This window comes from Staphylococcus sp. FSL W8-0271 (genome assembly GCF_038006605.1).
Lineage (GTDB): Bacteria > Bacillota > Bacilli > Staphylococcales > Staphylococcaceae > Staphylococcus > Staphylococcus cohnii.
In genome coordinates, this window is record NZ_JBBOVM010000001.1 from 782,896 (window position 1) to 805,512 (window position 22,617).

Below are 22,617 nucleotides of genomic sequence, written 5' to 3' on the forward strand. Positions count from 1 at the left end.
ATCTATGATTTTATGGTAAAATTTAGCCGAGAAAAGGGGCAATGAACATGACGGGTAAAACTCACACATCATGCGGTTTATTAGTGGGCGCATTAACGATAGAATATTACCAAACAGATTTATTTACATCGATTACAATTATGACGCTTGCAGTTATATCAAGCTTATTATCTGATATTTGTCATACGCAAAGCAAGGTTGGAAGGCGTTTCAAAGTATTGAGTTTTTTAGTTCGTATATTGTTTGGTCATAGGACATTTACACACTCATTGTTATTCCTTTCTATAATTAGCATCCTTTTATATTTTATTCAAACACCAGAGTATTATTTAGTTTCAATTATCCTTGGTTTGCTTTCACATGTTATACTAGATATGTTAACACCTAGGGGTGTAAAATTATTATATCCAATACCGTTAACGATTAAATTCCCCTTAGTTTTTAAAACGGGTGGCTTAGTAGACTTATCGTTAGCAGGCGCGCTTTCAATAGGTGCGCTTTACGTATTATTCAAATCATTTTTTAATAATCTCTTTTTAAGTTTTTAGTGATTATGGTTGTGATTATAATTGTAATAATATAAAGTGCATATAGTGAAATTATATATTCCTATTAGATATAAGATATTATTTTTATCTATTTTGAATATAAAGGAGAGAGAACATGTTAGATAAGAAAGAGTTAGCAAAGTATAACCAAGAACATCTAATAGAATTTGAAAAATTAATGAGTAATAATGAAAAAGAACAATTAGCTGGTCAAGTAGATAAATTAGATTTAGCTTACATTCAAGACTTATATCGTGATTTATATTTAAATAAACAAATGATAGATGATATATCTTCAGTAAATGAAGTGAAATACGATATAAAAGAAAAATTTTCAGATGAAGAAATTAAACAATTTGAAGATGTTGGCATAGAAGCAATTAAAAAAGGTAGATTTGCAGTAGTTTTAATGGCAGGTGGGCAAGGCACACGTTTAGGATATAAAGGGCCTAAGGGTGCATTTGAGATTGAAGGTGTGAGCTTATTTGAACTACAAGCACGTCAATTATTAGAATTGAAAGAAAAAACGGGTGTTTATGTAGATTGGTACATTATGACGAGTAAAATAAATGATAGTCAAACCCAGTTGTTTTTTGAAGAAAAAAATTATTTTGGATATGACAAAGATCATGTACACTTCTTTATTCAAGATAATATCGTCGCATTATCTGAAGAAGGCAAACTCATTTTAGATGTTGATAGTTCTATTTTAGAAACTCCTAACGGTAATGGTGGCGTATTTAAATCACTCAAAAAAGCAGGATATCTTGAAAATATGACAGAAAATGGTGTTGAATATATCTTTTTAAATAACATTGATAATGTTTTGGTAAAAGTCTTAGACTTATTTTTTGCAGGTTATACTTTCCAAAATAGTATGGATATTACAACGAAATCGATTCAACCCAAGCAAGGAGAAAGCGTCGGAAGATTAGTTACAAATGAGGATAAAGATACGGTGCTTGAATACTCAGAATTAGAAGCAGAAACCGCGAATCAATTAAATAATGCAAACATTGGTATACATATGTTTAAATTACAATTTATTAACACAGCTGTAGATAATCATTTGCCATATCATTTGGCAGTAAAACAGCTTAAACAATTGGATGATGACTTTGGCGTTATTGAAAATCCTGCTTTAAAATTTGAATTATTTTATTTTGATATCTTCCAATATGCGGACAGTTTTATAACATTACAAGTACCGAGGGATGAAGAGTTTTCACCATTAAAAAATAAAGAGGGCAAGGATAGTGTGGAAACTGCTACAGCTGATTTAAAACGTTTAAATAGGATCTAAGAAAAGGTGATTACACTAATGACTAAACCATTAGAAATTAAAAATAATAAAATCACTAAATCATTTAAAAATATCATACCATTAACTTTCGGAGAAGAAATTGGTAATGCAGTGTCACATGGCGTTGCTGCCTTTGTTACTTTATGCGCATTACCGTATGCGGCATTACAAAGTTATTTTGTACATGGTGTTTTAGGCTCTTTTAGTGTTTCTATCTATGTAATAAGTATTTTTTTAATGTTTCTATCTTCAACGGTCTACCATACAATGCCTAATTACTCTTCACATAAATTTATACTTAGAATCATTGATCATAGTATGATTTACATTGCCATTGCTGGAACTTATACACCAGTGTGTCTAGTGCTAGTAGGTGGTTGGATAGGATGGACAGCAATGATTGTTTTATGGGGTATAACACTTTGGGGCATACTCTATAAATCATTAGCTAAACATGTCAATCATAAGCTTAGCTTAACGATGTACTTAGTGATGGGATGGATTGGCGTAATATTTTTACCCACAATTATTTTCGATACTAGTTTGAAGTTTATGTTATTTATACTATTGGGTGGCATAGCATATACAATAGGCGCTTGGTTTTATGCGCAAAAAGATCGACCTTATTTCCATATGATTTGGCATTTATTTATTCTAATAGCTTCTGTATTTCACTTTATAGCTATTTTATATTTTATGTAATCATTGAAAAGATGGACCGTTTATATGTAAAGCGTGATTATTTTACAAAACTAATAGGAAAAAAATACACTCAAATAAGGGAGCGAGAAGTAAATCAAAAAAGTTCATTTGATTATAATTCTCGCTTTCTTTTTAATCCTTTTTTTATAGGACAAAAGAAGTAATTTACAGCAAACCTATTGAATTTAGGCACAAATAGTGATTTAGTAATGATTGATAATGAAAGTATCGCGTTAGGAGATTAATTATGAATATAAAAACATTTGGTGTTGTTGTTGCATTAATATTAATTATGTTTATGTCTGCAATTGAAACATCAATCGTTTCATTAGCATTGCCTACTATAAAAGAAGATTTAAATGTGACTGGTTCAATATCACTCATATTTTCAGTTTATTTTATAGCAATTGTGATTGCAAATCCAATTGTAGGTGAGTTGTTGGACAGAACTAAAACCATATACATAACACTGTTAGGATTAGTCTTTTTTACGATTGGAAGTTTTTTTTCAGGTATAAGTAATACATTTGGTATATTAATTATCTCGCGCTTTATTCAAGGATTAGGTGCAGGAATAATGATGGCTTTGAGTCAAATAGTTCCAAAGCTTGCTTTTGCGATTCCATTAAGATATAAAATCATGGGGATTGTGGGTAGTGTGTGGGGTATATCAAGTATCATAGGTCCAGTCCTAGGCGGTGGGATTTTAGAATTTGCTACATGGCATTGGTTATTCTTTGTCAATATACCTATTGCTATCATTGCGATGTTGTTGGTGGTATTTACATTTCATTTTGAACATGAACAAACAACAACTTCACATAAATTAGATATTAAAGGGCTTATGTTATTTTATCTGTTTGTTTTCTTTTTAATGTTTACGGTAATGAATAACAGTCATTTGTATTTAAATTGTATTTCGTTTATTGTAGCGATTGCTATGGGTATGATTTTAATTAAAAATGAAAAGGGTGTAGCGACTCCCTTTTTCCCCGTTAAAGAATTTAACAAAACAATTATACTTGTTTTCATCACAGATTTTTTATATGCAATGATATTGATGGGATATAATTTATATATGCCGATATATCTTCAAGAAGAACTCGGACTATCACCATTACAGAGTGGATTTGTTATTTTTCCAATTTCCTTTGCTTGGTTAGTGCTAAATTTCAACTTAAATAGGTTAGAAGCAAAAATGTCCAGAAAAGGCTTGTATATATTTGCTTTTACATTATTAACAATATGTGGCATTTTTATATTTGCAGGTACAAAAACACCAATATTTATAGCGTTTAGTTTATTGCTGGCTGGTATTAGTTTTGGAACAGTTTATACGAAAGATAGTGTTATAACTCAAGAAGAAACCTCTCCACAGAATATGAAGCGCATGATGTCATTATATACATTAACAAAAAGTTTAGGTAATTCTATCGGCTCTACAATTATGGGAACGGTTTATGGTTTAACAATCGCATTTATTCATTTACCAATACACAATGTGATTTTACTTAGTTTTATCATCTTAATCGTACTGTTTGTACTTTGGAATACACTGTATAGACAAGATGATTGCAAATTCAATTCTTAGAATGAAAACAAAAGTTATATGTATTTTAATTATTAAGCAAGTATTGAAGTTTAGTGAATTTTAATACTTGCTTATTTGTATTTGGGTCTATGTTGTTATAATGGTAAAATAAGAAACAGTTTTTATTTATGGATTAATGTGAAATAGGCAGAAAATAAATTAGGTGAAGGGGAGGACAGTAAGCAATGAAATATATAAAGTATTTATTTACGACGCTTATTGTGCTTTCGGTATTTATCATTTCTGGCGCTATATTTTTAGCATTCTTAGGATTTGGCTTATATGGATTAAGCCGTATCCTTATATTTTTTCATCTAGCATACTTTGGTTATAATAAAAGTTTTTATGATAACTTATTTTATTACGGTAGTTATATCGTATTAGGTTATTTTACGTTATTTATTATTGAAAACTTAATGGATTATTTCAGAAAAAAATTACCAGATAATCCCTATTTTCAAGGAATAACATATCATTTAATAACATTTGTTGTTACAACGTTATTATTTTATTTTATTGTTCACATTCATTATGCATATATAGATATTGATTTTTGGGTGATTGTTGTAATTATGGGTATTCTATTTATATGTAAAGAAGTCTTTTATCCTGATAGCAAAAATCTTAATCAGAATAAATAGTTGATGATATAAGTGCTAAGAGGTGGTTAAGTGACCGTTGAGCTAACTGCTTTTGTATTACCAAGATTATATTTATACTAAGTGTAAACTACTTAAAGCAAAATTAAGTTATGTTTGTTAGAATATTAATGGATATATTTATAAAATAGAGGGGGACGCTTTGTGTTAACGATAGAGCAAGTTAAAGAACTTGTTGGAGAACTTAAGGATCCAATTATTAATGTTCCTTTAAAGGAAACTGATGGAATCGTAGAGGTAACAACAAAAGATGAGATAGAACATGTAAGTGTTAAAGTGGCTATGGCTCAATTAGGAGGACAGCCGCAGTTAGATTTACAAATGGCTATTGTGGAAGTGCTTAAAGAAAATGGCGCGAATACTGTTGGAATAAGATTTGAGGAATTACCGTCTGATGTTCTTGAACAGTATAGAGGTAACAGTGATGACCAACCACAAACAATAGAAGGTTTACTATCAAAGGACAATCCTGTTGAATTTATAGCAATCGCATCTGGTAAAGGGGGCGTCGGTAAATCCACGGTAGCTGTAAACTTAGCCGTTTCATTGGCAAGAGAAGGTAAGAAAGTTGGACTTGTCGATGCTGATATATATGGTTTCAGTGTTCCAGATATGATGGGGATAGACAAAAAGCCAGAAGTGGATGGCAAAGAGATTATACCGGTTGAAAGACACGGAGTTAAAGTCATTTCGATGGCATTTTTTGTAGAAGAAAATGCACCAGTTATATGGAGAGGACCTATGTTAGGTAAAATGTTAACCAACTTTTTTGTTGAGGTACGTTGGGGAGATTTAGATTATCTTCTTTTAGATTTACCTCCAGGTACAGGTGACGTCGCTTTAGATGTACATACAATGTTACCATCTAGTAAAGAAATTATTGTTTCTACACCTCATCCGACTGCAGCTTTTGTTGCAGCAAGAGCAGGTGCTATGGCTAAACATACAGAACATTCTATTTTAGGTGTCATAGAAAACATGTCATACTTTGAAAGTAAAGAAACTGGCAATAAAGAATACGTGTTTGGTAAAGGTGGCGGTGAAAAGTTAGCTGATGAGTTACAAACAGAACTTTTAGGTCAATTGCCATTAGAACAGCCATCATGGAATCCACAAGATTTCGCACCTTCTATTTATCAAGCGGATGATCGACTAGGTAAAATATATCAATCAATGGCAAAACAAATTATCGACAAAACAAAAAAATAGATTGTTTATAGAAACTGGGTAGAAATTTTTAATTCTGCTCAGTTTTTCTCTTGCAATTTTTTGAATTGCTGTTAGAATGATTTCTTGTGACCAATAAAAGTACGATTAAGTAGCTTGAAAAGTTTGTTGCAAAAATATATATAAAGTATTGACTTTTTATTATGAAGTTGATAATATATAAAAGTCGTCAAAACGGCAAAACATTATTTTAAATAAATTTTAAAAAGTGTAAAAAATATACTTGAAAAAAAGATATTAATAATTTAATATTGTTAAAGTAATGTTAAATGATTGTTAAACAAATGAAATCTTTGTTGACAAAGTGTAAACAAAGATGATACAGTGGAAAAGCAATTATTTATTAAAATGAACATTGAAAACTGAATTGCAATATGTCAACGTTAATTCCGATTTCAACATTAAATGTTGAATCAAAACAACGTGTTATTGATAACACAAATTAGTATTTTATGAGCTAATCAAACATCATATTTTTATGGAGAGTTTGATCCTGGCTCAGGATGAACGCTGGCGGCGTGCCTAATACATGCAAGTCGAGCGAACAGATAAGGAGCTTGCTCCTTTGACGTTAGCGGCGGACGGGTGAGTAACACGTGGGTAACCTACCTATAAGACTGGAATAACTCCGGGAAACCGGGGCTAATGCCGGATAACATTTAGAACCGCATGGTTCTAAAGTGAAAGATGGTTTTGCTATCACTTATAGATGGACCCGCGCCGTATTAGCTAGTTGGTAAGGTAACGGCTTACCAAGGCAACGATACGTAGCCGACCTGAGAGGGTGATCGGCCACACTGGAACTGAGACACGGTCCAGACTCCTACGGGAGGCAGCAGTAGGGAATCTTCCGCAATGGGCGAAAGCCTGACGGAGCAACGCCGCGTGAGTGATGAAGGTCTTCGGATCGTAAAACTCTGTTATTAGGGAAGAACAAATGTGTAAGTAACTATGCACGTCTTGACGGTACCTAATCAGAAAGCCACGGCTAACTACGTGCCAGCAGCCGCGGTAATACGTAGGTGGCAAGCGTTATCCGGAATTATTGGGCGTAAAGCGCGCGTAGGCGGTTTCTTAAGTCTGATGTGAAAGCCCACGGCTCAACCGTGGAGGGTCATTGGAAACTGGGAAACTTGAGTGCAGAAGAGGAAAGTGGAATTCCATGTGTAGCGGTGAAATGCGCAGAGATATGGAGGAACACCAGTGGCGAAGGCGACTTTCTGGTCTGTAACTGACGCTGATGTGCGAAAGCGTGGGGATCAAACAGGATTAGATACCCTGGTAGTCCACGCCGTAAACGATGAGTGCTAAGTGTTAGGGGGTTTCCGCCCCTTAGTGCTGCAGCTAACGCATTAAGCACTCCGCCTGGGGAGTACGACCGCAAGGTTGAAACTCAAAGGAATTGACGGGGACCCGCACAAGCGGTGGAGCATGTGGTTTAATTCGAAGCAACGCGAAGAACCTTACCAAATCTTGACATCCTTTGACAACTCTAGAGATAGAGCCTTCCCCTTCGGGGGACAAAGTGACAGGTGGTGCATGGTTGTCGTCAGCTCGTGTCGTGAGATGTTGGGTTAAGTCCCGCAACGAGCGCAACCCTTAAACTTAGTTGCCAGCATTTAGTTGGGCACTCTAAGTTGACTGCCGGTGACAAACCGGAGGAAGGTGGGGATGACGTCAAATCATCATGCCCCTTATGATTTGGGCTACACACGTGCTACAATGGACAATACAAAGGGCAGCTAAACCGCGAGGTCATGCAAATCCCATAAAGTTGTTCTCAGTTCGGATTGTAGTCTGCAACTCGACTACATGAAGCTGGAATCGCTAGTAATCGTAGATCAGCATGCTACGGTGAATACGTTCCCGGGTCTTGTACACACCGCCCGTCACACCACGAGAGTTTGTAACACCCGAAGCCGGTGGAGTAACCATTTATGGAGCTAGCCGTCGAAGGTGGGACAAATGATTGGGGTGAAGTCGTAACAAGGTAGCCGTATCGGAAGGTGCGGCTGGATCACCTCCTTTCTAAGGATATATTCGGAACATCTTCTTTAGAAGATGAAAAGGAATAACATTGACATATTGTATTCAGTTTTGAATGCTCATTCGAGTATTCTTTAATGATTTGTACATTGAAAACTAGATAAGTAAGTAAAATTTATGATTTTACCAAGCAAAACCGAGTGAATAAGAGTTTTAAATAAGCTTGAATTCAAAAAGAAATAATCGCTAGTGTTCGAAAGAACACTCACAGATTAATAACATTTTGGGTTTTCAACCGACGGTTGTCGAGTTGAAAGCAAATAGATTAAGTTATTAAGGGCGCACGGTGGATGCCTTGGCACTAGAAGCCGATGAAGGACGTTACTAACGACGATATGCTTTGGGGAGCTGTAAGTAAGCTGTGATCCAAAGATTTCCGAATGGGGAAACCCAATACGAGTTATGTCGTATTATCGATACGTAAATACATAGCGTATCGAAGGTAGACGCGGAGAACTGAAACATCTTAGTACCCGCAGGAAGAGAAAGAAAAATCGATTCCCTGAGTAGCGGCGAGCGAAACGGGAATAGCCCAAACCAACGAGCTTGCTTGTTGGGGTTGTAGGACACTCTATACGGAGTTACAAAGGAATAGATTAGACGAAGCATCTGGAAAGATGCATCAAAGAAGGTAATAATCCTGTAGTCGAAAATCTGTTCTCTCTTGAGTGGATCCTGAGTACGACGGAACACGAGAAATTCCGTCGGAATCCGGGAGGACCATCTCCCAAGGCTAAATACTCTCTAGTGACCGATAGTGAACCAGTACCGTGAGGGAAAGGTGAAAAGTACCCCGGAAGGGGAGTGAAAGAGAACTTGAAACCGTGTGCTTACAAGTAGTCAGAGCCCGTTAATGGGTGATGGCGTGCCTTTTGTAGAATGAACCGGCGAGTTACGATTTGATGCAAGGTTAAGCAGTGAATGTGGAGCCGTAGCGAAAGCGAGTCTGAATAGGGCGTTGAGTATTTGGTCGTAGACCCGAAACCAGGTGATCTACCCTTGACCAGGTTGAAGTTCAGGTAACACTGAATGGAGGACCGAACCGACTTACGTTGAAAAGTGAGCGGATGAGTTGAGGGTAGCGGAGAAATTCCAATCGAACCTGGAGATAGCTGGTTCTCTCCGAAATAGCTTTAGGGCTAGCCTCAAGTGATGATTATTGGAGGTAGAGCACTGTTTGGACGAGGGGCCCTTCTCGGGTTACCGAATTCAGACAAACTCCGAATGCCAATCAATTTAACTTGGGAGTCAGAACGCGGGTGATAAGGTCCGTGTTCGAAAGGGAAACAGCCCAGACCACCAGCTAAGGTCCCAAAATATATGTTAAGTGGAAAAGGATGTGGCGTTGCCCAGACAACTAGTATGTTGGCTTAGAAGCAGCCATCATTTAAAGAGTGCGTAATAGCTCACTAGTCGAGTGACACTGCGCCGAAAATGTACCGGGGCTAAACATATTACCGAAGCTGTGGATTGTCCGTAGGACAATGGTAGGAGAGCGTTCTAAGGGCGTTGAAGCATGATCGTAAGGACATGTGGAGCGCTTAGAAGTGAGAATGCCGGTGTGAGTAGCGAAAGACGGGTGAGAATCCCGTCCACCGATTGACTAAGGTTTCCAGAGGAAGGCTCGTCCGCTCTGGGTTAGTCGGGTCCTAAGCTGAGGCCGATAGGCGTAGGCGATGGATAACAGGTTGATATTCCTGTACCACCATGTATCGTTTTAAGCGATGGGGGGACGCAGTAGGATAGGCGAAGCGTACGATTGGATTGTACGTCCAAGCAGTAAGACTGAGTGTTAGGCAAATCCGGCACTCTTAAGGTCAAGCTGTGATGGGGAGAGGAAATTGTTTCCTCGAGTCGTTGATTTCACACTGCCGAGAAAAGCCTCTAGCTAGATTTATGGTGCCCGTACCGCAAACCGACACAGGTAGTCAAGATGAGAATTCTAAGGTGAGCGAGCGAACTCTCGTTAAGGAACTCGGCAAAATGACCCCGTAACTTCGGGAGAAGGGGTGCTCTTTAGGGTTCACGCCCAGGAGAGCCGCAGTGAATAGGCCCAAGCGACTGTTTATCAAAAACACAGGTCTCTGCTAAACCGTAAGGTGATGTATAGGGGCTGACGCCTGCCCGGTGCTGGAAGGTTAAGAGGAGTGGTTAGCTTCTGCGAAGCTACGAATCGAAGCCCCAGTAAACGGCGGCCGTAACTATAACGGTCCTAAGGTAGCGAAATTCCTTGTCGGGTAAGTTCCGACCCGCACGAAAGGCGTAACGATTTGGGCACTGTCTCAACGAGAGACTCGGTGAAATCATAGTACCTGTGAAGATGCAGGTTACCCGCGACAGGACGGAAAGACCCCGTGGAGCTTTACTGTAGTCTGATATTGAAATTCGGTACAGCTTGTACAGGATAGGTAGGAGCCTTAGATACGTGAGCGCTAGCTTACGTGGAGGCGTTGGTGGGATACTACCCTCGCTGTATTGGATTTCTAACCCGCACCATTAATCATGGTGGGAGACAGTGTCAGATGGACAGTTTGACTGGGGCGGTCGCCTCCTAAAGAGTAACGGAGGCGCTCAAAGGTTTCCTCAGAATGGTTGGAAATCATTCATAGAGTGTAAAGGCACAAGGAAGCTTGACTGCGAGACTTACAAGTCGAGCAGGGTCGAAAGACGGACTTAGTGATCCGGTGGTTCCGCATGGAAGGGCCATCGCTCAACGGATAAAAGCTACCCCGGGGATAACAGGCTTATCTCCCCCAAGAGTTCACATCGACGGGGAGGTTTGGCACCTCGATGTCGGCTCATCGCATCCTGGGGCTGTAGTCGGTCCCAAGGGTTGGGCTGTTCGCCCATTAAAGCGGTACGCGAGCTGGGTTCAGAACGTCGTGAGACAGTTCGGTCCCTATCCGTCGTGGGCGTAGGAAATTTGAGAGGAGCTGTCCTTAGTACGAGAGGACCGGGATGGACATACCTCTGGTGTACCAGTTGTCGTGCCAACGGCATCGCTGGGTAGCTATGTATGGACGGGATAAGTGCTGAAAGCATCTAAGCATGAAGCCCCCCTCAAGATGAGATTTCCCAACTTCGGTTATAAGATCCCTCAAAGATGATGAGGTTAATAGGTTCGAGGTGGAAGCATAGCGATATGTGGAGCTGACGAATACTAATCGATCGAAGACTTAATCAAATTTAAAAGTTTTGTTGGTTGAACTAAATTTTACTTACTATCTAGTTTTGAATGTATAATAGTTATACATGATATTGTCTGGTGACTATAGCAAGGAGGTCACACCTGTTCCCATGCCGAACACAGAAGTTAAGCTCCTTAGCGCCGATGGTAGTCGGACTTACGTTCCGCAAGAGTAGGACGTTGCCAGGCAATATTTCATTATTCCACAGTAGCTCAGTGGTAGAGCTATCGGCTGTTAACCGATCGGTCGTAGGTTCGAGTCCTACCTGTGGAGCCATATGGCCCCGTGGTCAAGCGGTTAAGACACCGCCCTTTCACGGCGGTAACACGGGTTCGAGTCCCGTCGGGGTCATTTTTATACATATTGGAGGATTAGCTCAGCTGGGAGAGCATCTGCCTTACAAGCAGGGGGTCGGCGGTTCGAACCCGTCATCCTCCACCATTGCTAATTTAATAATGCGGAGGGGTAGCGAAGTGGCTAAACGCGGCGGACTGTAAATCCGCTCCTTCGGGTTCGGCAGTTCGAATCTGCCCCCCTCCACCATTAATGGGCTATAGCCAAGCGGTAAGGCAACGGACTTTGACTCCGTCACGCGCTGGTTCGAATCCAGCTAGCCCAGCCATTAGAGCCATTAGCTCAGTTGGTAGAGCATCTGACTTTTAATCAGAGGGTCAGAGGTTCGAATCCTCTATGGCTCACTTTTTAAGCATTCCTTTGGGAATGCTTTTTTGTTATTTTTATAAATGAAAATTTTTTTGATATCTAGTATATACATTTTTTTGTTTAAAACTATAAAAATACATTGCTATATTTAGTTATTTTGAATTAAAAATCGCTTTTTTGTTTCTTTATGTAATTTGTTTAAAGTCTTATAACTGAGGTCGTTTGTATTAACTTGAAAGTCACATCACTTTAGATTATCCTAATATCAAACGCAAACAAAGGGGTTTTTTAATGGATAAATTAGTAGAGATTATTGGTGTACCTTCGACTTATGGCCAAAAAAAATTAGGGGTAGATTTTGGTCCAGATGCAATTCGATACGCAGGTATTGTAGAACGAATACAAAATATTGGAATTGATGTTAAAGATTCAGGTAACATTAATGTTCCTGCAATGCGTTTAGAGAAGTTTAACTCAGTTCAAAAAGGATTACGTAATTTAGATGAAATAGTAGAAGTATCTAATCAACTTAGCGAAACAGTATCTCAAAGTGTTGACGATGGGAATTTTCCACTTGTTTTAGGTGGAGACCATTCTATTGCAATAGGCTCTATTTCGGGTATCAGTAAACACTATGAGAATTTAGGTATCATTTGGTATGATGCTCACGGTGATTTAAATATACCTGAGGAGTCACCTTCAGGTAATATTCATGGGATGCCACTGCGGGTATTAGCCGGAGATGGTGATTCACGTTTAGTGAATATCTCAAATTTCGCACCTAAAGTTAAACCAGAAAACATCGTGCTTATAGGCATGAGAGATTTAGATAAAGGAGAACGTCAATACATTAAAGAAAATAATGTTAAAACATATACAATGGCAGATATTGATAAACTAGGTATTAAACAAGTGATGGAAGAAACTTTAGATTATTTGAAATCTAAAACAGATGGCATTCATTTATCATTAGATGTAGATGCTTTAGATCCAGCTGAAACACCAGGAACTGGTACACGAGTACTGGGAGGCTTAACATATAGAGAAAGTCATTTTGCACTTGAATTATTACATAAGTCAAATTTAATCACTTCAATGGATTTAGTAGAAGTCAATCCATTGATAGATATGAATAATCACACAGCAGAACAGGCAGTTTCATTAGTAGGTAGTTTCTTTGGTGAAACATTATTATAAAAACAAATAAAAGGAATAATATGGCATTATTTCCATATTATTCCTTTTTATATTCCTTTTAATTTTATGATAAAAATTTAATACTTAATATGACAGTTAGTGTTATGATTGGTATAATATATAACATGGGAACAGATAACCGGAGGAGATGTTATGGATTTATCCAACTTTTTTGATGATTGGAGTACAGTCAAAATAATTGCAAGTGTACTCGATTTGCTCATTGTATGGTATGTACTTTATCTTCTCATTACAGTATTTAAAGGTACAAAAGCGATTCAATTACTGAAAGGTATTGTAGTAATTGTAATCGGCCAACAAGTGAGTAAAATGTTAAATTTAACAGCGACATCTCGTTTGTTTGATTTAGTAATACAATGGGGTGTTTTAGCTTTAATTGTTATATTTCAACCGGAGATTAGACGTGCTTTAGAACAGCTGGGTAGAGGAAGTTTGTTTAAACGCTATTCCACAAGTTTGAATAGTGATGAAGACAAACTCATTTCATCTGTTTCTAAAGCAGTACAGTATATGGCTAAACGTCGTATTGGCGCATTAATCGTATTTGAAAAAGAAACAGGATTACAAGATTATATTGAAACAGGTATAGCAATGAATTCTGAAATTTCTCAAGAATTATTGACTAATGTGTTTATACCTAATACACCTTTACATGATGGTGCTATGATTATTCAAGCGAACAAAATTGCAAGTGCTGCTAGCTATTTGCCACTATCAGACAGTGCTAAAATAGCTAAAAGTTTAGGAACAAGACATAGAGCAGCTGTAGGTATTTCAGAAGTTTCAGATGCATTTACAGTGGTAGTATCTGAAGAAACTGGATCTATTTCAGTCACGTTTGATGGAAAATTAAGAAAAGATATATCAAATGAAGCATTTGAAGAATTATTGGCTGAACATTGGTTTGGCACACACTTTCAAGAGAAAGGTGTGAATTAATATGTTAGAAAGTAAATGGGGCTTAAGATTAATAGCATTAGTTTTAGCATTAGTATTTTTCTTATCTGTCAATAACATGTTTGGTAACATCTTCAATGCTGACCAATTAGGACAAAAATCTACGGAAACACTTCAAGATGTACCAGTACAAGTTAATTATGATAGTAAATCGTTATATGCTAGCGATGTGCCGAGTAAGGTAGATATTGAAATATCTGGCCCACAATCTCAAGTATTAAAAGCTGAAAACGGTGAAAATATTAAGGCAGTTCTTGATTTGAGTGGTGAAAAAGCTGGAAAGCATACCACACAATTCAAAGTCAATGGTTTAAATAAAAACATTGATTATACAGTTAAGCCAAAAGAAACAACAGTTAATCTTGAAGAAAAAGTGACTAAAAAACTTAAAGTAGAACCTGATGTGAGTGATAACGATTTAAATGCTAATTATAAAGTAAGCGATCAAAGTGTATCACCTGAAACAGTTAAAGTGACTGGTGGTAGCAAACAAATTAATAAAATTGCATATTTAAAAGCTACATTTAAGGATAAAGATAAAATCAGCAAAGATACTACGGATATTGCACGAATCACTGCTTTTGACAGAAACCTCAATAAAGTTAAAGTATTAATTGAACCGAATGAAGTTAATTTGAGTGTAAAAGTAGAAGATTATAGTAAGAAAATAAAAGTTAAAACAAAAGCAATAGGTGCTTTACCTAAAGGTAAAGAAATAGATGATATAAAATTAGATGAAAAAGAAGTGGAAATTTTCGGTAATAGAAACGACATTCAAGATATTGACGAAATTACTGCAGAAATCGATTTAGATGGTGTTACAGAATCAACTGAAAAAAATGTAGAATTTAAATTACCAGATGGCGTTTCAAAAATTAATCCAAAAGAAACAACAGCAAAAATTAATATTAAATAGATTTTTTTATAAAGGAGATATAAATCATGGCAAAATATTTTGGTACAGACGGCGTAAGGGGCGTTGCAAATAAAGAACTAACGCCAGAACTTGCGTTTAAATTAGGACGCTTTGGGGGTTATGTGTTAGCCCATAATGAAGGTGAAAAGCATCCTAAAGTACTCGTTGGTAGAGATACTCGTGTTTCTGGTGAAATGCTTGAATCTGCATTAATTGCTGGATTGATTTCAATTGGTGCAGAAGTGATGCGTTTAGGTGTTATATCAACACCTGGCGTAGCGTATTTAACTAAAGAGATGGAAGCTGAATTAGGTGTTATGATTTCTGCGTCTCACAATCCTGTTCCAGATAATGGTATTAAATTTTTCGGCTCTGATGGTTTCAAACTTTCTGATGATCAAGAAAGAGAAATTGAACAATTATTAGATCAAGAAACCCCAGAATTGCCACGTCCAGTAGGGGACGACATTGTGCATTATTCTGATTATTTTGAAGGTGCGCAGAAGTACTTAAGTTATTTAAAATCTACGATTGATGTTAACTTAGATGGCATGATAATCGCTTTAGATGGCGCTCATGGATCTACTTCATCACTAGCACCATTTTTATTTGGAGATTTAGAGGCCGATACGGTTACAGTTGGCTGTAATCCTAATGGTTATAATATTAATGATAATGTAGGATCAACACACCCAGAAACGCTATCTGAGAAAGTAGTTGAAGAAGAATGTGACTTTGGTTTAGCTTTTGACGGTGACGGCGATAGATTAATTGCCGTTGATGAAAATGGGGACATCGTAGACGGAGATCAAATTATGTTCATCATTGGTCAAGCAATGAGCAAGAATCAAGAATTAAATAATAATATGATAGTCTCAACAGTCATGAGTAATCTAGGGTTTTACAAAGCTTTAGAAGATGAAGGCATCCAATCTAATAAAACAAAAGTTGGAGATCGTTACGTAGTTGAAGAAATGCGTAGAGGTAATTATAACTTAGGTGGAGAACAATCTGGTCATATCGTGTTAATGGATTATAACACTACTGGTGATGGTTTATTAACAGGCGTGCATTTAGCTAGTATTATTAAAATGACTGGTAAAAGCTTGAGTCAACTTGCAAAACAAATGAAAAAATATCCTCAATCTTTAGTCAATGTACGTGTGACTGATAAATATCGCGTGGAAGAAAATGTAGATGTTCAAGAAGTCATGACTAGAGTTGAAGTTGAAATGAACGGAGAAGGACGTATTTTAGTTAGACCTTCAGGAACAGAACCTTTAGTAAGAGTTATGGTTGAAGCAGCAACTGATGAAGCAGCGCAACGATATGCTCAAACAATTGCTGATGTAGTTAAAGACAAAATGGGTCTAAATGAATAAGCTCTTTATTTATTATAAACTGTCAATACAATACTAATAGTATCGTTAGTACATGTATTGACAGTTTTTTTAGTAATATATCAAATACATAGGGTAGTTCCTAAAATTATATTTTAAAGTCACCTAAATAAAGGTGTCGTATGCTTAGTAGAATATTATATAAAAAAACTACAAGATTGAGTTACAATCATAATATACATCTGACAAGCATTATCCAAACTATAAAAGATTAACTATAAAAAAGGTTAATCCGTATTTAAACGGATTAGTTTAAGAATGTCGACAAAGCCTCCAACTTTGTTGGCAGTTTTTTTGTGCACGCTTTCCGCGGCAATGATTTAGCCTGTAGTCTTCGGCTAGTACTTCCCGCAGAAGTTGGCCTAAATCATTGCCAATATTATAATATATAGAAATTAAATAATGATGGTGTTTATTATGTTGAATAAATTAATTGATAATCATTTATTACGTAAAGTTGATACGATATTAGATTTAAATTTTGTATATGAACAGGTCAAAGACAAATATTGTCTCGAAAATAAATGGTAGATATTCTATAAATCCAGTTATTTTAGTAAAAATTATACACGTCGTTTTCATGATACAGATACAGATTTATTTGAACAAATATTTAAGAAAATACTCGAAACAGCTATCAAAAAATAACTATATAAATAAAAATAGACAAGCCCTACACATTAATTTGTGCAGGGGTTGTTTACTTTCTGTAGCCAATTCGTATTTAAACTGATTAGTTTTTGATTTAGAATTTTATGTTGTTCAATACTGTAAGTAAATATATTATTTTTTAATAATTTAATGCTATAAGACGTTGTATTCTTTGCTAATTTCAGATGCTAATTGATCATCAATTTTAGCGTATGCTTTTAAGAATGTTTCAACACCATATTCACTAATATAATTATTTTTTTCTACTGTTTCTTGATCATTCGTGTCATCATATTTTAACAGTAATGCAGCTGCCTTAATTAACGCATGATGTTTCAAATTATTTTGATAAAGATAATTTAATGGTTTAATAATTCTGTCTTGCGGTCCGATTTTACGGATTGTACCTCGACCTACACGAGTTACTTCATCTGAAAGATGAGGGTTTTTAAAGCGTTCAATAATTTTATCAACATATTGTGCTTGCTCAGTTGTTGAAAAATCAAATTGGTTGGTAATGTACTGGCTTGTTTCTTTCAAGACTTCTTCCAGATCATGTTTGATCATTTTATCATTAATTGCATCTAAAATCGTCGGTTGATTATTATATCTACCAGCATAGGCTAAGTATGCATGGCCAGTGTTTACCGTCAATAATTTTCTTTCAATATATGGTGTCAAATTTGATACGTATTTAATATGGTTTAATTCTGGACCATACCATGCATCTTTTTCTACAACCCATTCATAGAAAGGTTCCACGATGACATCTAGAATATTTTCGTTTGTTTGCAGAGGAACAATTCTATCAACTGCCGAGTTAACAAAATGAATATGTTCATCTAATGGACCAGTGATATCTAGAATTGCCTCTTTTAATGTATTTGTGGCCATAATGGCATTTTCACAAGCAACAATATTTACTGGTGTTTCTTTTTCTTTTAAATAAGGTGCAAACGTTTTAGCAATAATCGGTAAAATATTGACACCGACTGCAGTAGTAATTAAATCTGCTTCTAATACGGCTTCTTTTAATTTAGCAGAAGGTTGCCCTGAATTGATTGCGTCTACATTGTGTACACGAGTTGTTGTGTTTGCCTCGTCTGCTAATATGACGTCATATTCTTGTTTAGAATCTAACGCATCAATAATTTCAGCATTGACATCTGCAAATGTAACCTTAATATCATTATCAGCTAAAATATAACCAATAAAACCACGACCAATGTTACCTGCACCAAAATGTAATGCTTTCATTATGCGTCAGCCTCCTCGAATACTTGCTTAATTTCTTCAGCTGATGAAGCATTGATAATGCGTTCAACATTTTCTTCTTCACTAAATGTGATGGCAATTTTTGATAATAAATCTAGATGCTCACCATCTTTACCTGCGATACCAACAACAACTTTAACTTCTTCACCATCCCAATCGACACCTTCAGGAATTTGAATTAACGTTAAGCCTGATTTTAAAACACTTGTTTTGGCTTCATCTGTACCGTGAGGAATAGCTAATCCATTGCCCATAAATGTTGTTACAACTTGCTCACGATCTTTCATAGCTTGAATATAGTCTGCTGTAACTGCACCACTGGATACAAGTGCTTGTCCTGCTTTTTCAATTGCTTCGTTTTGATCTTTCACAGTTTGATTAATAAAAATATTGTCATTGCTAAATAATTCGCTCATATTATTCACTCCATGTTTAATTGATTTTGTAATGCTTTCAGATAACTTTGTTTTAGTAAACCTGATAATTGTTCTGGTTGTTGCATAAATTGATCGAGATTATCGAGGTGCTCACCAATTTTTCCAGATAATTCACTAATAAGTTGTGCCATGATATCATCCGGAGGTATGAACATATTTAATAAATATGTTATAGAAACTTTGTCATTTTGATTACTATTAAGCATAAGTGGTTTTTCTAAAATAGTGACTAGGATAAATGGCTTTTTAATTAAATCACTTTTTAAGTGTGGCATAGCAATAGGGTAAGGATCTAAAACAAAGCCTTGTTCATCCATGCGTTGCTTAATAAGTTCAGCGAATGACTGTTTATCTTCAATAATATGATGTTTAAATAATTGTCCAGTTAAATACATAATCCAATCTTGAGTATGTGTATAATCAATATAAATTGAATCAATGACTTCTAGCCCTTTACGAATATATTCTAATTGATATTCAGGATTTGCAAACGTTGTATTAGCGTCATCAAATATTTGTGTTTGTGATTTGTCTTGTTGCATGTTTAGAAAAGCAGCTACATGATTGATATCTGCATCTGGTAACAATGGATTAACTGTGAGGTAGGGTAAGCTGATATCTAAATTGACTGTTGAAATAATTGCATCATATTGTTGAATATCAATGGAATTAAGATCACCCACAGACGCTTGTGTTGTTTGTTGAATTTCACTAAATGTTTGTTGTAGTCGAGTAGCGAGTAAACGACTTGTTCCTATGCCACTACTACAAATGACAAGTACATTATAAAATGGTGTCGCTTGTTTTTGAATTGCACCGCCGAAATGTAATACAATAAATGCAATTTCACTTTCTGGAAATTTAAAATTTGGCCACGTTTTTATTAACCCCTGATGCACACTTTCAAATAGCCGTGGATATTTATGTTTAATCATTTCAGTTAAAGGATTATAAGTTTCTATATTAGCATTTAATCGATTGATTGCTGGTATAATATGCAACTTTAACCCCTCACTGAGTGTTCTCCAGTCTTTAAATGTTTGCTGAGAAAATTCTGAAACCAAATGAATAAGATTTTCGATGCGTTGATCATCTTTATTATTTTTAAATACTTCAGTAGTTTCTTTGCGTTTGGCTCCGCGTAAATGAATCGTGATGAAAGTAACTTCCGCTTGGTTGAATTGAACACCATAGATGTGCTCTAAATGTAAGGCTAAAGCTGAAGCTACTTGGTGTTCAAAGGTATCTTTGACACTGTTAAAAATATCGTCATTTAAAGCTACATATTCTTCTTTAAGCATTCGATCAATGCTGAGTACAATGTGTACTGTTAAGGTTAGATAGCTTGATTCTGTAAGAGAATAGGGCAGTTGCCCCAAATGATCCATAAGAATTCTCTCAACTTGGAAAATTTTATCTAAATCAACCATTGGTAACTGAGATTGATTAATAGATTGATACACAAAGTGATTTTCTATTACAGAGTAAACACTTGTACTGTTTAAATTATTTACCATTAATTGGCTTAATAATTCTCTTTTTTTTGATTCAGCACCATAAAGGTGAATACCTTCACCACGTTTTTTTTGAAGTGTTAATTGATACTGGTCTAGTTCATCATCTAATTCATCTAGTAATTTAGCTAGTGTTTGCGTAGAAACACCAATTTCATGTGCTAAACTGTACTGTTTGATTGGTTCTTTAGCTTGGATAAGTGCATATAAAATAATTACTTTTTGTTCCTCTTGAGACAAATCAATCGTAACTTGTTGAATTAATTCATTTTTTAATGAATGTACCGCAGATGAATTACCAGATAACTGTAATCCCTTTTTCGTAACGCGTTCTAAGTCAATGTTAAAACTTGCTAAAAAGGGTTCAATAGACTTCAATTCTCTATGAATAGTACGGGAGGATACAGCTAAATGTTGAGCAATGTCGTAAATAGTGACATATTGACCGTGATACTTAATTAACATTTCGATAATTTCTTTTTCACGCGTACTCAAAAACATAGCCATACCCTCCAATTTATATCTTTTTAGTGAGTGATTAGTTTTCTTCTTTTTTAAGGTTTTCTAGTAACTCATCATATCTAGGAGAATTTAAGAAATTCTCTACTGAAATATGAATTGCATTTGGAACTTGTTTGATTGCTCTGTCTGTTAATTTTTTCTGAGTAATGACAAGTTGCGCATCGCTAGGTAATTGATTAATCGCTGTATTTGTTACTTCAACGTCTTGTATGCTAGCTTTTTTGAATTTGTTACGCAACATACTTGCACCCATAGCACTTGATCCCATGCCTGCATCACAAGCGAAGATAACGTGATTTACTTTACTGTAGTCATGTGCGTCTACATTCTCAGTATCATAGTTATCTAGTAAATCATCTTCTGTTTGACTATCACTATTTTTGTCAGTTTCATCAGTCGCAGTTGCCGAAGTATTATCATCACTATTCCCTGTTAACTTAGAAGATACACTTGATTTTTTACCTTTTGATGCTTCCATTTTCTCTGTTGCAGCTTCTAAATCTTCTTCTGTTTCTTTTGTGAATTTTAAAATAATTGATGAAACAATAAATGATACGATTGCTGCTAATAATACGCCTATAATCATGTGTAAGAATTCACCTTTAGGTGCGTTTAACATATAAACGATAAATGAACCAGGTGAAGCTGGACTCTTGAATCCAAAGTCTAATAATGAATAAGTTGCAACACCAGTCATACCACCTAGTATTACTGCGACGAACAATAACGGTCTCATTAATACATAAGGGAAGTAAATTTCATGTATACCACCTAAGAAGTGGATAATTCCAGCACCATATGAAGTAGCTTTAGCTGTGCCTTTACCAAAAATCATATAAGCAACTAATACACCTAAACCTGGACCAGGATTTGATTCAATTGTGTATAAAATAGATTGTCCCGCAGATGCAGCTTGATCAGCACCCAGTGGTGTAAATACACCGTGGTTAATAGCATTGTTTAAAAATACGATTTTAGCAGGTTCAACAATAATACTTACCAATGGAAGTAAATGCGCATGTACCAATGCTTCAACAGCAACGGACAAAATATGCATGATAAATTCCATAATTGGTGCTAATATTTTAAAACCTATGATTGTCATTATAAAACCTAAAATACCAGCTGAAAAATTATTGAATAACATTTCGAAACCTTGTGGGGTTCTTGGTTGAATGAATTCATCAGTTTTTTTCATCAACCAACCAACAAGTGGTCCCATAATCATTGCGCCTAGTAACATTGGTGTTTCTGGTAATGCTACAATCACACCCATTGTTGCTACAGCCGCAATAATACCGCCACGCATCTCATGAATTAAACGACCACCACTATAAGCAATCAATAATGGTATTAAATAAGTAATCATTGGTCCAGCCAATTCACCTAAATCTTTATTTGGCCACCAACCGCCGTCTATAAATATTGCCGCGATAAAGCCCCAAGCAATGAATGCACCAATGTTAGGCATAATCATGCTACTTAAAAACGAACCAAAAGCTTGAACTTTACGACCAATCCCTTTATTATCTTGAGCATCTGTTTGTGACATAATTTGCACCTCTTTTTCTCTGTATTTAACTATTATTGTAGGTGTGTTTACATAAATTAACAACAAATAGTAATCCCAAATTTGTCACAGAGTTTTTGACAAGTTTATGACTATTAATATATGGAAAGTTTTGAATTTTAAATAATAAAACAATTTCACAATTATTTTAAGGATGAAGTTAATAAAAAATTTGCATTTGGTTGCAGAAGCATTGTACAATTAGTGGTATTGAAGGAAAGGAGGACAGG

14 protein-coding genes, 6 tRNA genes and 3 rRNA genes are annotated in these 22,617 nt (G+C 35.9%); 19 read left to right on the plus strand and 4 right to left on the minus strand.

The features are described from left to right. The first annotated feature begins 47 nt into the window (after positions 1-47). From NST87_RS03770 to glmM, 19 genes are all read left to right on the plus strand, one after another. Positions 48-548: a metal-dependent hydrolase gene (locus NST87_RS03770; RefSeq protein ID WP_019468688.1), complete on the plus strand. Its 501-nt coding sequence runs from the start codon at positions 48-50 to the stop codon at positions 546-548. Between the two features lie 115 nt (positions 549-663). Further along, complete coding sequence (locus tag NST87_RS03775; RefSeq protein WP_019468689.1) at positions 664-1,851, plus strand: UTP--glucose-1-phosphate uridylyltransferase; 1,188 nt, start codon at positions 664-666, stop codon at positions 1,849-1,851. An 18-nt stretch (positions 1,852-1,869) separates the two neighbouring features. Continuing rightward, on the plus strand, positions 1,870-2,553 hold the full coding sequence (trhA, locus tag NST87_RS03780; protein ID WP_019468690.1) for a PAQR family membrane homeostasis protein TrhA: 684 nt from the start codon (positions 1,870-1,872) through the stop codon (positions 2,551-2,553). A gap of 247 nt (positions 2,554-2,800) precedes the next feature. Further along, positions 2,801-4,144, plus strand: coding sequence for a multidrug efflux MFS transporter SdrM (gene sdrM, locus NST87_RS03785; protein ID WP_019468691.1), 1,344 nt, complete (start codon positions 2,801-2,803; stop codon positions 4,142-4,144). 185 nt (positions 4,145-4,329) lie between these two features. Next, entirely contained in the window at positions 4,330-4,785 is a 456-nt protein-coding gene (locus NST87_RS03790; protein ID WP_019468692.1) for a SepA family multidrug efflux transporter, read from the plus strand. A gap of 162 nt (positions 4,786-4,947) precedes the next feature. Next, positions 4,948-6,012 carry an Mrp/NBP35 family ATP-binding protein gene (locus NST87_RS03795; RefSeq protein WP_019468693.1) on the plus strand — a complete coding sequence of 355 codons (1,065 nt, stop codon included), beginning with the start codon at positions 4,948-4,950 and terminating at the stop codon, positions 6,010-6,012. 493 nt (positions 6,013-6,505) lie between these two features. Further along, a 16S ribosomal RNA gene (locus tag NST87_RS03800) occupies positions 6,506-8,058 on the plus strand. Positions 8,059-8,339: 281 nt separating this feature from the next. Continuing rightward, positions 8,340-11,260, plus strand: a 23S ribosomal RNA gene (locus NST87_RS03805). Between the two features lie 77 nt (positions 11,261-11,337). Then, positions 11,338-11,452, plus strand: a 5S ribosomal RNA gene (gene rrf / locus NST87_RS03810). The 16S, 23S and 5S rRNA genes sit together here with 6 tRNA genes alongside, the layout of an rRNA operon. Positions 11,453-11,465: 13 nt before the next feature. Further along, positions 11,466-11,540, plus strand: a tRNA-Asn gene (locus NST87_RS03815). Between the two features lie 3 nt (positions 11,541-11,543). Then, positions 11,544-11,615 (plus strand) — tRNA-Glu (locus NST87_RS03820). A gap of 14 nt (positions 11,616-11,629) precedes the next feature. After that, positions 11,630-11,705: transfer RNA gene (locus NST87_RS03825), tRNA-Val, on the plus strand. An 18-nt stretch (positions 11,706-11,723) separates the two neighbouring features. Continuing rightward, positions 11,724-11,807, plus strand: a tRNA-Tyr gene (locus NST87_RS03830). Between the two features lie 4 nt (positions 11,808-11,811). Continuing rightward, a tRNA-Gln gene (locus tag NST87_RS03835) sits at positions 11,812-11,886 on the plus strand. Between the two features lie 3 nt (positions 11,887-11,889). Further along, positions 11,890-11,962: transfer RNA gene (locus NST87_RS03840), tRNA-Lys, on the plus strand. 256 nt (positions 11,963-12,218) lie between these two features. Further along, a complete protein-coding gene (rocF, locus tag NST87_RS03845; protein WP_040030442.1) occupies positions 12,219-13,124 on the plus strand; it encodes an arginase in 906 nt (301 codons plus the stop codon). Between the two features lie 153 nt (positions 13,125-13,277). Next, a complete protein-coding gene (gene cdaA / locus NST87_RS03850; RefSeq protein WP_019467737.1) occupies positions 13,278-14,084 on the plus strand; it encodes a diadenylate cyclase CdaA in 807 nt (268 codons plus the stop codon). Between the two features lies 1 nt (position 14,085). Next, positions 14,086-15,018 (plus strand): CdaR family protein, encoded by a 933-nt coding sequence (locus NST87_RS03855; RefSeq protein WP_019467738.1) that lies wholly within the window; start codon positions 14,086-14,088, stop codon positions 15,016-15,018. 26 nt (positions 15,019-15,044) lie between these two features. Next, entirely contained in the window at positions 15,045-16,400 is a 1,356-nt protein-coding gene (gene glmM / locus NST87_RS03860; RefSeq protein ID WP_340721330.1) for a phosphoglucosamine mutase, read from the plus strand. A gap of 822 nt (positions 16,401-17,222) precedes the next feature. On the opposite strand, the gene NST87_RS03865 is transcribed toward glmM, so the two are convergent. Genes NST87_RS03865 through NST87_RS03880 form a run of 4 tightly spaced genes read right to left on the minus strand, consistent with a single transcriptional unit; the run spans position 17,223 to position 22,369 of the window. After that, positions 17,223-18,326: a mannitol-1-phosphate 5-dehydrogenase gene (locus NST87_RS03865; RefSeq protein WP_019467741.1), complete on the minus strand. Its 1,104-nt coding sequence runs from the start codon at positions 18,324-18,326 to the stop codon at positions 17,223-17,225. Beyond that, a complete protein-coding gene (locus NST87_RS03870) occupies positions 18,326-18,760 on the minus strand; it encodes a PTS sugar transporter subunit IIA (RefSeq protein WP_019467742.1) in 435 nt (144 codons plus the stop codon). Before NST87_RS03870 ends, NST87_RS03865 begins: the two co-directional genes overlap by 1 nt. Positions 18,761-18,765: 5 nt before the next feature. Next, positions 18,766-20,796 carry a BglG family transcription antiterminator gene (locus NST87_RS03875; protein ID WP_019467743.1) on the minus strand — a complete coding sequence of 677 codons (2,031 nt, stop codon included), beginning with the start codon at positions 20,794-20,796 and terminating at the stop codon, positions 18,766-18,768. Positions 20,797-20,833: 37 nt separating this feature from the next. Beyond that, the gene (locus tag NST87_RS03880; RefSeq protein WP_019467744.1) at positions 20,834-22,369 is read right to left on the minus strand and encodes a PTS mannitol transporter subunit IICB; all 1,536 of its coding nucleotides are present in this window, start codon (positions 22,367-22,369) and stop codon (positions 20,834-20,836) included. Positions 22,370-22,617 lie beyond the last annotated feature (248 nt).